The sequence below is a fragment of the Paenibacillus ehimensis NBRC 15659 genome (assembly GCF_004000785.1).
In the GTDB taxonomy this organism is placed as follows: domain Bacteria; phylum Bacillota; class Bacilli; order Paenibacillales; family NBRC-103111; genus Paenibacillus_G; species Paenibacillus_G ehimensis.
This window is the reverse complement of sequence record NZ_BILX01000037.1, coordinates 50,849-62,640: the sequence shown is the minus strand read 5'-3', so window position 1 is coordinate 62,640 and position 11,792 is coordinate 50,849. Positions and strand designations below refer to the sequence as shown.

The window sequence follows — 11,792 nt, the reverse complement described above, 5'->3', positions numbered from 1 at the left end:
GCCAAGCCTGTAGCGGACTTTCACCGCCAAGTTATCGCCCATGCCGGGCGCACAACAACGCAGCGGCGTCTGGGGAGATCCCCGGACGCCGCTGTTTTTTCCTTATTTCACGGAGCGGACGAATAGTTTCTGCAATCCCACATATCTCGCGCGCAGCCACTGGAGCAGCAGCGCTTTATTCTTCCTCGCGAACACCGCCAGCCCCGCAAGCAGAGCAAGCACGACGACCGCCCCGAAGGAGTATTGGGTAATCAGATGCAGCAGCTGCTCGATTTTCGCCCCAAAAATATGGCCTACCGTAACATACGTCATCACCCACAAAATGCCGCCGATCCCGTTGTAGAGCAGAAGCGTACCGAAGCGGACCTTGAGAATCCCGGCAACATAGCCCGTAAAGTGCCGCAGACCGGGAACGAAATAACTGACCAGAATGAGCTTGTCTCCGTATTTCCCAAACCATTCCGTCAATTGGCGGAGACGCTCCGGCTTGAGGAAGAAGTACTTGCCGTACTTTTCAAAAAACGGGGTGCCGAGCCGCCGGCCCAGCATATAGGTTACGAACGTGCCGGTAATTGCCCCGAGATAGGACACCAGAATAATCGAGGTCAGTTGAAACGTGCCCAAGGTAGCCATATGACCCGCTATGGCCATGGCCAGTTCTCCCGGAAACGGCAGTGCCAGCGATTCGGCGAACAACCCGAAGAATAAGACGAAGTACCCATACTGTCCAAACATTTGACTAATCCATTCCATGATCAGGCTCCTTATCGACAAAATTCCGTCTGTCTATCAGCTATTCCCAGTATAGCTGGTCGACGGAACGTCAATAACGGCCTTAAGGTTAGTTTTGGAACTGGCCTTTGGTCTCGGTAAAGCTGCGACTAAAAGACAGCTAGCAGATTTGCCCTGCCGAAACGACGATGTCCTCTTGATAACGGATCGCTGCCCCGATCCCTGCCTCCAGCCCTTTGACGATAGCTTCCAGACTCATGCTCGGTTGGCCTTTATGCTGGACGGCTTGTTCCGGCAAAAACGGAATATGAATAAATCCTCCGCGAACCCCCGTGCTGCCCGTCGTTTCCAGATGGTGCATCAAGCCGTAAAACAGATGGTTGCAAACGAACGTGCCCGCCGTATGCGATACGGAAGCCGGGATGCCGTGATCGTTCATCTCCTTCACCATGGCTTTGATCGGAAGCGTGGACCAGTAAGCGGCGGGGCCTCCGGGGACGACCGGCGTATCGACCGGCTGCTGCCCGTCATTATCGGCAATCCTGGCGTCATTGATATTAATGGCGATCCTTTCGACCGTAATATCCGGCCGGCCGCCGGCTTGACCGACACAAATGACGAGCTTCGGCTTGATTTCCGACACAGCCGCAAGAAGCCGTTCAATCGACTTGTCGAAGACCGTCGGGATCTCGCGGGTTTCCACCCGATGGCCGTCCACCGTTATTCCCTGCAGCCTTCGAACGGCTTCCAAAGCCGGGTTCACCCGCTGTCCCCCGAAAGGATCAAATCCGGTAACAAGAATGTTTTCCACTGTCATCTCCTCCTCGTTATATAAAACCTGATTTAAAAGCTGGAATGTATTTTCATATTTTAATATAATTGAAGCAGCGTTCCGATATACGGAATGAGTTGGAGGTTGCCATGCAGAACAAGAACAAAACCGTCGTCAAAGCCAAGGAGATTCTGGATCTCTTTCTAACCTACGAACAGCTATCCCTGCAGGAAATGTCCACGTTGTCGGGACAAGCAAAAACAACCGTGCACCGCATGATCGGCTCGCTGGAGGAAATGGGCCTGCTCGCCAAAACCGCAGAAGGAAAATACGAGCTTGGCTTCATGTTCCTGCAATTCGGGCAGTTGGTCAAGGAGCGTCTCGATATCCGAAAAATCGCCCTGCCGGTCATGAAGCAGCTGCGGGACGATGTGGAAGAGGCGGCCAATCTCGTCATCCGGGAAGGAAACGAAGCGATCTACATCGAGAAGGTGGATACAACCCAGCCGGTGAGGGTGTTCACTCAAATCGGCCGCAGAGCCGCTCTTTACGCCGGAGCCTGTCCGCGGATTCTGCTCTCGTTCATGCCGCAGCAGGAGCTGCAAAACTATATTGAAGAAACGCCGCTCGTTGCCTATGCGGACGGCACGATCACCGATAAGCGGAAGCTTATCGAAACGATTCAAGAAGCCAAAATGCGCGGCTACACGATCAGTCATTCGGAGCTGCGCAATTTTACTTCGGCCGTAGCCGTCCCTATTTATAATTATAGCGGTCAAGTGATTGCAGGTCTAAGCATCTCCGGATTGGAAAACCGCTTTACCGAACAGCGTCTGCCGGAATTAATCGAGAAGACCGTCGCCGCGGGTAAAGCGATTTCCAGAAATATGGGATATTTAGAGCATTGACATGATATACAACGGACAGCCGCTAAAAAGCGAGCACATACATCAGTACGATATTAGCCGCCAACAAGATCAGAGCTGTCGGCACTTGGGCCTTGATGACACTATACTTGGGCAGGTCGAGCAACGCGGCCGGCACGATGTTAAAGTTGGCACCCATTGGGGTCATCAGCGTCCCGCAGTAACCCGACAGCATGCCGATGGCGGACATGATCGCCGGGTTGGCCCCATGCATGCCTACGAGCAGCGGAAGACCGATGCCGGCCGTCATGACCGGGAACGCGGCGAAAGCGTTGCCCATGATCATTGTGAATAGGGCCATCCCGATCGAATAGGCGGCTACGACGAGCAGACGGTTGTCCACCGGAATGGAAGAACCGACCAACTCCGCGATCACTTTGCCGACCCCTGCGGCCGAGAACAGCGCTCCCAAGCTGGCGAGCGTTTGAGGAAGCACGGCAGCCCATCCGATGGAATCGAGCAAGCGCCGCGATTCCTTCACGGGCACAATGCTATTTTGTTTGGTCAGCGCTATGGCCGCGATGTATGCCAGCACACACGCTACGCCAAGGCTGGCCAGCGTCACGTTGGACTTGTCCAGCAGCCGCAAGCCGCCGATCGTCACATCCTTGAGCAGGGTAGCCCCGATCAGCGTGAGGAGCGGGATCATCAGAATCGGCAGGAACAGCTTGTTTTTATATTTCGCTGCCGAAGCCGCCCGCTCTTCATCCGACGCTTGCTTATGCTTGCCCGCCCGCACGCCGCCGAAGCCGGCAATGACCGCCATGACGATGACGATAATCCCCATATACATAGGAGGAATAAGCTTGCCGAATGCGAAGGATACGGCGAAAAGCGCCCAAAACGCCGCCGTCAGCAGCCGTTTCGGATTGCTCGTATCCTTCAAGCTGAGACCTGCGATAATGACTAAAAAGACCGCGGCAACATAATAAATATATTCGAGATTAACGAGCATGGCTTTGCACCTCTTCCAAGGTTACTTCGGACGAGTCGGACGGTTCCGAATCGATGAGCTGCTTGATTTTGCGATCCAGCAGATACAGCCTTATGCCATGAATCACAAAAGCCGCGATCGCCGTCGGGATCCCCCATAAGGAAACGTGCAGAGGCTCCACATGAACGCCATTCTGCGCCAAGAAGCCTTGGATCAGCAATACGGCGCCGAAAGCGATAAATACGTCCTCTCCGAAAAACAGGCCCACATTGTCCGTCGATGCGGAATGAGCTTTGATGCGGTCGGAAACGTGTTTGGGCAAAGGCCCGTGCTTATGCGCAGCCGCGCCTTCGGCCATCGGTGAAACAAGCGGACGAACCATCTGGGCGTGTCCGCCGAGGCTTGTCAGCCCGATGGCCGCGGTCGCCTGGCGGATAAACAGGTAAACCAGCAGCAGCCGGCCTGTCGTGGCCGCTTTAATTTTGCCAATCAGCTGCTGCGACTGCTCCTTCAGACCGTAACGTTCCAGCAGTCCGACGACCGGCAGCGTGAGGATAAACAAGGACAAGTAGCGGTTAGAAACGAAAGCATTGCCGAAGGTCGTCAAAATTTCACCGATAGACAGATGGCCGGCAACCCCCGTTACAATCCCGGCTGCGCAAACGACAAGCAGCGGGTTAAAGCGCAGGGCGAAGCCGACAATGACGATCAGGACTCCAAGCAGCGTCAACATAAATCTATTCCTCCCTTAGATGTTGCGGTTATCGTGAACCGGCACTAGCGTAATTCCTTCGGCTTGGAGCATGTCCCGAATCCCCCGGGCGAACTCCACGGCATGCTTCCCGTCGCCATGGATACAGATCGTTTCGGCTAGGATGGGAACCTCCGTCCCCTGCTGCGATCTTACGGTTCCTGCCTTCACCATGTTCATAATTTGCTTTACGGCCGTCGACGGCTCGCTGATCAAGGCGTCCGGCTGGCTGCGCGGAGTCAGGCTTCCGTCCGATTGATAGGTGCGGTCGGCAAACACTTCGCTTGCCGTCAGCAAGCCGCGCTTGGCTCCCGCGCGAATCAGCTCGCTTCCGGACAGGCCGTACAAAATCAGCTGCGGATTGACTTGATAAACGGCCTCCGCAATCGCCTCGGCCAGCTTGGCATTTCGAGCCGCCATATTGTATAATGCCCCGTGCGGCTTGACGTGACGCATCACGCCGCCCTCCGCCTGGACGAAGCCGTTCAGCGCCCCGATTTGGTAAACGACCATATCGTACGCTTCCTGCGGCGAGATCTCCATATTCCGGCGGCCGAAGCCGATGAGGTCCGGAAGCCCCGGATGAGCGCCGATGGCGACCTTTTTTTCAAGCGCAGACTTGACCGTTTTCCGCATCGTGCCGGGATCTCCGGCGTGGAAGCCGCAAGCGATGTTGACCGACGTCACTAACGACAGCATTTCCTCGTCGTTCCCCTGCTTATAAGCCCCGAAGCTTTCTCCGAGATCACAATTCAAATCCACTACATACATGGGCTGCCGCCTCCTTTCAAATTTCGGCAAATATCACGCTTTGCGAATCGCACGCCGCGCGTCATTCACCGGGCTTTCAAATAAAGCTTTATCGCCCTGGTCAACCGTTCGAATTCCAGCTCTCTCCGAATGTGAAGCTCTTGCGCCTCCTGCAAAGACACCTCGGCGAAACGGATGCTGTCCCCGGGCTTGGCTTGGGCCAACACGGGAAGATCCGTCGTGATCACCTGAGCGATTCTTGGATAGCCTCCGATGGTTTGCCGGTCTGCCATCAATACAATCGGATTCCCTTCGGGCGGCACCTGCACGGTACCGAATGAAACCGCTTCAGAAAGTGTCTCCAGCGATTCCTTCAAAGCCAGCGTCTCCCCTTGAAGCCTGTAGCCCATCCGGTCCGACTGCGGCGTAATCCGGAAGGGCCGGGTGACAAACGCGGTCTGGCTCTCCTCCGTAAAAGAATCGTATTCCCGCCCCCGGATCACCCGGATTACGGGATCTTTGGCATAGGCGGGCAGCGACTCGCTCCCCACAAACCATTCCGCCGCCAGCCACCTCCCTGCACGGAGCGCGGAAGCGGCCTGCCGGGCTTTCAGGTAGCCCTCCGCCGATTCGGAAGGCGGGCCGAAGCCAAGCCGGTCGCCGGCCTTCAAGGCTCTCCCTTCGTGCCCTCCGATTCCCGCCCGAAGATAGGTGCTGCGGCTGTGCATCACCAGCGGAACATCGATTCCGCCCGCTACTGCCACATAAGCGCGGGCGCCCGAGCGGCACGCCCCGAATTCGAGCGTGGCGCCTTCTTTGATCAGAAGAGGCCTCCATAAAGGAACCGGCTCTCCTTCGATGACAGGCGAAAGATTTCCGCCGCAAATGGAAATGAGCGAGTCGGCTTCAAAGCGGATGCTCGTTCCCATTAACGTGACTTCCAAGGCGGCTGCGTTCTCTTCATTGCCGACCAGCACATTCGCCGCACGGAGCGCAAACGAATCCATGGCCCCGCTTACAATAACCCCCTGCTGCTGAAAGCCGAACCGCCCTTTATCCTGTATGGTGGTCAAGAGTCCCGGATTGACGATCTGTATGCTCATGTGCTGTCCTCTCTCCACTCTTGGTATTGTTTCAGCCCGATCGGTTGGAACCGCACGATATCTCCCGCCTTCAACAAACTGGGTGAAGGATGACCGGGACGAAATAACGGCAGCGGCGTTCTTCCGATAAGCTGCCATCCTCCCGGTGTGGAAATCGGATAGATCCCGGTCTGGTTTCCTCCGATGCCGACCGTACCCGGCTCAATATGCAGCCGCGGCGTGCTTCGACGCGGTGTGGCGAGGCGTTCGGACAACCCGCCCAAGTAAGGAAAGCCCGGAGCGAATCCGATCATGTAGACCAAGTAATCTTGAGACGAATGGATTTCGATGACTTCCTCGGGAGTCAGTCCGTGGTATTCGGCGACGCTGTTCAAATCCGGACCCAGATCGCCTCCGTAGCATACAGGAATATGCACGATATTCGAAGCGCTTTCAAAGGTATTTTCCAAATTAGCGGCCGCCCGCTTGATGATGCCTCGGATGATCTCGTACGGGGAGCGGAACCCGCTGCCGCCTCGTGTTCTGCAGCTTTCCCCCGTCACCGGGTCGCACAGCTTCAAGGGATCGTAAAAAACGGTAACCGTCACAAAGGCCGGAACGATTTCGATCAGCCCTGGAAACGGATGCCGCTCAAGATAGGCGGCCAGAGCTTGTACTTGGCGGTGCGTCTTCGGATCGATGCCGCTGCCCAATTGGACGGAAGCCGCAGCATCGCCCAGCGGATATATTTCCGGCTCCATCCGCTCTTCGCGCTGTATATCAGGCATGCTGCCACCTCTTTTCATCGATGTTCGTTCGCGGTTCGGTCCGGCTGGATTAGGATTACATGCGTTTCCAGAAACTTCGTGTCAAAATCGCCCGATACGAACGTCTCATGCTCCATCAGCTGCTGATGGAACGGAATCGTCGTTTTGATCCCGTCGATTACAAACTCGTCCAAGGCCCTTCTCATTCTGCGGATGGCATCCTGGCGGTCTTTGCCCCAAACAATAAGCTTCGCGACCATGGAATCGTAGAACGGCGTAATCTGGCAGCCGGCATACACCGAGCTGTCAACCCGGACACCGAAGCCCCCCGGAGGAGTGTAAGCCGTAACTTTGCCCGGCGAGGGCATGAAATCTTGAGCCGGATTCTCGGCATTGATGCGGCATTCGATCGCCCATCCGTTGATGCGGATGTCCTCTTGCCGGAACGAAAGCGGACAGCCTGCCGCCACGGTCAACTGTTCTTTGATAAGGTCGATCCCTGTGACCATTTCCGTAACCGGATGCTCGACTTGAATGCGCGTGTTCATTTCCATAAAGTAGAACCGCCCGTGCCGGTCCAGAAGAAATTCCACGGTGCCTGCGCCACGATAATGGACCGCTTTGGCGGCGGCGACGGCCGCAGCGCCCATTCGCTCCCGCAACCCGGCGTCGATCGCAGGGGACGGCGCCTCTTCCACCAGCTTCTGATGGCGTCGTTGAATCGAACAGTCCCTCTCGCCAAGATAGACGACCTGGCCCTCTTGGTCGGCCATAATTTGCACTTCGACGTGCCTCGGGCCTTCCAAGTATTTCTCCAGATAGACGCCCGAATTGCCGAAAGCCGCGTCCGCTTCTTTACGCGCTTGCTGGATGACCTCGGCCAGCTGCTTTTCGTCCTGGGCCACCCTCATCCCTTTCCCGCCGCCGCCGGCGGTTGCTTTCACGATGACCGGATAACCGATTTCGGCCGCCATCCGAAGCGCGTCGTCCACCCGGTCGATGATGCCGTCCGTGCCCGGAACGACCGGAACGCCTGCCTGCCGCATCGTTTCTTTGGCCACGGCTTTGTCGCCCATCTTGCGGATCGCTTCCGCGTCCGGTCCGATAAACGCGATGTCGTATTCTTCGCACGTCTCCGCAAAATCGGCATTTTCAGACAGGAATCCGTAGCCGGGATGAATGGCGTCGGCACCCGCATGCAAAGCAACGGCGATCAGACGGGCCACATTCAAATAGCTGTCCTTGGCGGCCGTCGGCCCGATACAGTAGGCTTCATCCGCCATGCTCACATGCAAAGAAGACTTGTCCGCTTGGGAGTAAACCGCAACCGTTTTCATATCCAGTTCTTTACAAGCCCTGATAATGCGAACGGCGATTTCTCCGCGATTGGCAATCAACACTTTCTTAAACATGAGGTACTCCCTTCCATCCGTTTGGTTCACGCGATTACTCGGGTTTGACGATAAAGAGCGGCTGTCCGTATTCCACGAATTGCCCGTTCTCGACGACAATCTCCACGATTTCTCCCGATACCTTGGCCGATACTTCCGTAAACAGCTTCATGGCCTCCAATACGCAGACGACCTTCTCCGGAGTTACCTTGTCTCCGACCTGCACATAAGGCGCCGCTCCCTGCTCGGCGGCCGCATAGAACGTGCCGATCGTTGGCGCGACAATCTCGATGAGCTTGGGGGCATCCGCGTCCGCGTTCTTTTCGGCCATGGCCGGCTGCACGCCGCCGGATGAAGGTTTCACGTCCGCAGCTTCCGCATGATCCGCCATGGGCTCTGCCGCCGGCTTCGGGCTGAGTTTGTCCGCTTTTGGCGATAAGGACGCGTCGTCTTTCACTATCAATAGTTTTGCCGTTCCGTCGGAGTATTTAAACTTCCGTATGGGGGATCGGCCGACCAATTCGATAATTTCTTGCAGCTCCTGTTTGGTAAACACGTTGCCATCTCCTTGGGATGAATTCGCCTAAATCATAAGTCAAAAATTTGTTGTACCGAAATTCGGAATTTCAATTCCGTTTTTTAATAATTTGATTTTAACAACATCACTCCAAAAAAACAAGATGCTATGTAATGTTTTTTGACATGAAAATATAAATTGACATAGCGCTTCGGTGTACACATCATAAAAACAACCTTTCTTTTCAACAGCAGTGTAAGATTATTGCAAAATTTCCGTCTAAATCTATTGAACGAGCCTCATACCGAAGCTTTGGTTATTGGAGGATGTTGCATGCAGGATGATCTGGCACTTATCGAGCGCGTGCGGCAGGGCGAGCAGGAAGCCTATGCCGGGCTCGTCAACAAATACAAGCACCGGATTTATGTCTTTTTGTTTCGGATGCTCGGTGAAGCGCAAGACGCTCAGGATTTAGCCCAGGAAGTGTTTATCAAGGCATACTTCCAATTGGACACGTTCACAGGGTCCAGTCAATTTTTTACCTGGCTCTATCGCATCGCCTACTGCCGCGCCATCGACGAGCTGCGGCGCCGGAAACCGGTCAAGAGCGTCCCGATCCACGATCTGGAGTTCGCGGACACCCTGACGCCCGAAAGCATATGTCTGGCCAAGGAGCAGGCGGCTTCCCTGCGGGAGCAGGTCATGGCCTTGCCGGAGAGCTACCGTACCGTGCTGCTGCTTCGCCATACCCAGGAGCTGAGCTATAAGGAAATTGGCGAGGTGCTGGAGCTTCCTCCCGATACAGTGCAAGTCCGCCTGTACCGGGCCCGAAAAAAACTGCGCGAAGTCCTTACGGCAAGCGAGCAAGGAGGCGGTCTGCATGAAATGCTTGATATTTGAACAAATGATGGCATATCTGGACGGGGAAGTCCCCCTGCAGGAGCGGCAGCAGATGGACAGTCACCTCGCAGCGTGTTCCGCTTGCCGAATGGCGGTTGAAAGCTGCATGAGCGATTTTGCCGCCTACGACGCCTTAGGCGACGCTCCTCCTTTGCCGGACTCGTTCACGAACGAAATCATGGAAGCAATCTCCAGCAAAGCTGCGGAGAACAAGACCGAACCGAAATTGAAAACGATCGATCTCATCTTAAATACATGTTGGAGGGGCAGTATGAAGAAAAAAATGGTTGTCACCGCCGCCGGCTTGGCCCTCGCGATATCCATCGGCGCCTACACTTCGCCGACGTTCGCATCGTACGTGCAATCGCTGCTGAATCTTCAAGCCGAGACGAAGGATCAGGACATCGTGTTCAAAGTAAAGCGGGCCGTGATCAATCCGAAGGTCATTTCACTTGAAATGGAATTTATCAAAGATGGAAAGCATCTTCCGCTTGACGTCCCGGGCGAAGCGTTCAGTTTTAACATCGTGTCGGGTTCGTCGGAACATCAGTTTCACAAATACAATCTCGAAAATTCGAACAAAAACGACGTATATGTTACAGACGAGAAAGGAAACCGAATTATTGATCGTTCCAAAGTTTCGTACTCTGGCATACATCCTCAGATTGACAGCATTCCTATCAGCATATTGAATATTTCTTTAGACGACGAAACGTTCGAGAAGCTGCCGGAGCAGGTTATCGTCCACTTTGATTTGAACCGGGTCGACGGCAAACCGGGCAAGTGGCATTTGACCGCTCCTATCAATGTCAAGGAGCTGAAACAAAAATCGAATCTCGTTGTGCTAAATAAAACATATCAGACGCCGGGCAGACCGGCTTTTCATCTCATAGGGTGGCAATCGATCAATGCAATCTCCCAGATCATCACAAGCATCGACGGCAGGGGAAACTATGGATACCAAGTAAAGAACAAGAAAGGAGAGGTTGTGGCTGCCAAAGATCCTTCAAGAGTTCAAAATAAGAACCTGATAGCATCCGGCGATGAGAACGAGATACTAGGACATGCCGGTACTCAATTCAAACGATTCGAAGAGGATGAAGACCTCACCTTTGAATTAACGGCCTATTATTGGTCGGAGTCCCTTCAACAAACGATTACGATAGACCCGCAGGCCGTATCCCGAATGCCGCAGGTGATTGATCTGGGGGAGGGAAAAACGTTAAAGATAACGAAAGTGGAATTAAAAACGGATGATAGCTTCAGACCACTGCCAAGAAATACCGTTAGGAAGGTATTCGGAGAAACGGAACCGTATCAGGATATGCGTACTTCTGCTAAGGGTGTCTACCTAGAGATGGAAGGCATATTGGACAAAGAAACGGTTGAGTTATTTGATTGGAACATCAAGGTGAACAATCAAGATTGGAAGAGTTTCGATTACACAAGGCGCGAACAGGATGAAAACGGAAATTATAAGTTCCGAAAAGTAATTCACATTGAAGATCTGGACAAGATGCCGGAGACAATTACTTTGGAGAACCCGGATGTACTCAAAAAAAACACGTCTGTCGACTGGAAAGTTCCGCTTGGCAAGCCTAAGCCTGAATAACACCAAACACGCTTTTAAAAGCGACGAACCTCAAGCCCATACGCCGGACTTGAGGTTCGCTTTTTTATTCCGCGGGAACAACCCGCTTCACCATATGATCGTACAAATGGCCGCTGACCTCCAGCCTGCCGTCCGCTTCGTAGCCCTTGGCCTCGTACAATCGTCTCGCCTTGTCGTTGCTTTCCTCGACGATCAGCGATACCTTGTCGTATCCCCGCCGTGCGGCTTCTGCTTCGAACGCCTCCATCAAAGCCTTGGCAATACCCTGTCCTTGATAGGCTTGATCGACGGCAAGCGAATCCAGATAAAACTCGTCGTCCCGCGCTTCCTTCGTAATGATCACATCCGGCTGGCCGATCCCGGCAAGGCGCTCGGCAAGAGGCCTGTCCAATTCGGCCGTGCGGCTGCCATGGTAGAACAAAATAAAGCCGACGGCACGCCCATCCCGCTCCGCCACGAGCGTATTCTCGTAGCTGAGCCGGTTGTCCCGGCGTTCGTAAAATTCGCGCAAAATGCGCTGGGCCTGCTCCGGGTCGGTCGTGCCCGTCAAAGTAAACGCAATATCTCCGATGGCGGAATAAATAAGCGGTACGACGCAAGCGGCGTCTCCCGGTTGAGCTTGTCGTATCATATACATCCTCCTTAGGCTTAGGCCGCA

General features: G+C 54.5%; 14 protein-coding genes and 1 pseudogene. 4 read left to right on the top strand and 11 right to left on the bottom strand.

From position 1 onward, the window contains the following. Positions 1 to 102: 102 nt before the first annotated feature. Both PEH01S_RS20640 and pcp read right to left on the bottom strand, forming a co-directional pair. Entirely contained in the window at positions 103 to 753 is a 651-nt protein-coding gene (locus PEH01S_RS20640) for a DedA family protein (protein ID WP_025848966.1), read from the bottom strand. Positions 754 to 892: 139 nt separating this feature from the next. Continuing rightward, the gene (pcp, locus tag PEH01S_RS20635) at positions 893 to 1,543 is read right to left on the bottom strand and encodes a pyroglutamyl-peptidase I (RefSeq protein WP_127487783.1); all 651 of its coding nucleotides are present in this window, start codon (positions 1,541 to 1,543) and stop codon (positions 893 to 895) included. A gap of 110 nt (positions 1,544 to 1,653) precedes the next feature. On the opposite strand from pcp, the gene PEH01S_RS20630 reads away from it, so the two are divergent. Further along, the gene (locus PEH01S_RS20630; protein ID WP_025848963.1) at positions 1,654 to 2,412 is read left to right on the top strand and encodes an IclR family transcriptional regulator; all 759 of its coding nucleotides are present in this window, start codon (positions 1,654 to 1,656) and stop codon (positions 2,410 to 2,412) included. Between the two features lie 22 nt (positions 2,413 to 2,434). On the opposite strand, the gene PEH01S_RS20625 is transcribed toward PEH01S_RS20630, so the two are convergent. The 7 genes from PEH01S_RS20625 to accB form a co-directional block, all read right to left on the bottom strand. Next, complete coding sequence (locus tag PEH01S_RS20625) at positions 2,435 to 3,385, bottom strand: DUF979 domain-containing protein (RefSeq protein ID WP_127487781.1); 951 nt, start codon at positions 3,383 to 3,385, stop codon at positions 2,435 to 2,437. Further along, positions 3,375 to 4,097: a DUF969 domain-containing protein gene (locus tag PEH01S_RS20620; protein WP_025848961.1), complete on the bottom strand. Its 723-nt coding sequence runs from the start codon at positions 4,095 to 4,097 to the stop codon at positions 3,375 to 3,377. The genes PEH01S_RS20625 and PEH01S_RS20620 overlap by 11 nt, the downstream gene beginning before the upstream one ends. 15 nt (positions 4,098 to 4,112) lie before the next feature. Continuing rightward, positions 4,113 to 4,886, bottom strand: coding sequence for a LamB/YcsF family protein (locus PEH01S_RS20615; RefSeq protein ID WP_127487778.1), 774 nt, complete (start codon positions 4,884 to 4,886; stop codon positions 4,113 to 4,115). Between the two features lie 65 nt (positions 4,887 to 4,951). Further along, on the bottom strand, positions 4,952 to 5,968 hold the full coding sequence (locus PEH01S_RS20610) for a 5-oxoprolinase subunit C family protein (RefSeq protein ID WP_127487776.1): 1,017 nt from the start codon (positions 5,966 to 5,968) through the stop codon (positions 4,952 to 4,954). Then, positions 5,965 to 6,735 carry a 5-oxoprolinase subunit PxpB gene (gene pxpB / locus PEH01S_RS20605; RefSeq protein ID WP_174807151.1) on the bottom strand — a complete coding sequence of 257 codons (771 nt, stop codon included), beginning with the start codon at positions 6,733 to 6,735 and terminating at the stop codon, positions 5,965 to 5,967. Before pxpB ends, PEH01S_RS20610 begins: the two co-directional genes overlap by 4 nt. A 14-nt stretch (positions 6,736 to 6,749) precedes the next feature. Further along, entirely contained in the window at positions 6,750 to 8,126 is a 1,377-nt protein-coding gene (gene accC / locus PEH01S_RS20600) for an acetyl-CoA carboxylase biotin carboxylase subunit (protein WP_127487773.1), read from the bottom strand. 34 nt (positions 8,127 to 8,160) lie between these two features. Continuing rightward, a complete protein-coding gene (accB, locus tag PEH01S_RS20595; RefSeq protein WP_025848955.1) occupies positions 8,161 to 8,661 on the bottom strand; it encodes an acetyl-CoA carboxylase biotin carboxyl carrier protein in 501 nt (166 codons plus the stop codon). A 294-nt stretch (positions 8,662 to 8,955) separates the two neighbouring features. On the opposite strand from accB, the gene PEH01S_RS20590 reads away from it, so the two are divergent. Beyond that, positions 8,956 to 9,522 (top strand): RNA polymerase sigma factor, encoded by a 567-nt coding sequence (locus PEH01S_RS20590; protein WP_025848954.1) that lies wholly within the window; start codon positions 8,956 to 8,958, stop codon positions 9,520 to 9,522. After that, a pseudogene (locus PEH01S_RS36175) lies at positions 9,503 to 9,598 on the top strand (anti-sigma factor family protein); the annotation flags it as partial. The gene PEH01S_RS20590 and the pseudogene PEH01S_RS36175, both read left to right, overlap by 20 nt. A gap of 47 nt (positions 9,599 to 9,645) precedes the next feature. Here PEH01S_RS36175 and PEH01S_RS35855 read toward each other — a convergent pair. After that, positions 9,646 to 9,768, bottom strand: a complete 123-nt coding sequence (locus tag PEH01S_RS35855) for a hypothetical protein (protein WP_281281501.1) — start codon at positions 9,766 to 9,768, stop codon at positions 9,646 to 9,648. A gap of 25 nt (positions 9,769 to 9,793) precedes the next feature. On the opposite strand from PEH01S_RS35855, the gene PEH01S_RS20585 reads away from it, so the two are divergent. After that, positions 9,794 to 11,134 carry a hypothetical protein gene (locus PEH01S_RS20585; protein ID WP_246063013.1) on the top strand — a complete coding sequence of 447 codons (1,341 nt, stop codon included), beginning with the start codon at positions 9,794 to 9,796 and terminating at the stop codon, positions 11,132 to 11,134. Between the two features lie 64 nt (positions 11,135 to 11,198). Here PEH01S_RS20585 and PEH01S_RS20580 read toward each other — a convergent pair whose 3' ends face one another. Further along, positions 11,199 to 11,765, bottom strand: a complete 567-nt coding sequence (locus PEH01S_RS20580) for a GNAT family N-acetyltransferase (RefSeq protein ID WP_025848950.1) — start codon at positions 11,763 to 11,765, stop codon at positions 11,199 to 11,201. Between the last annotated feature and the right edge of the window lie 27 nt (positions 11,766 to 11,792).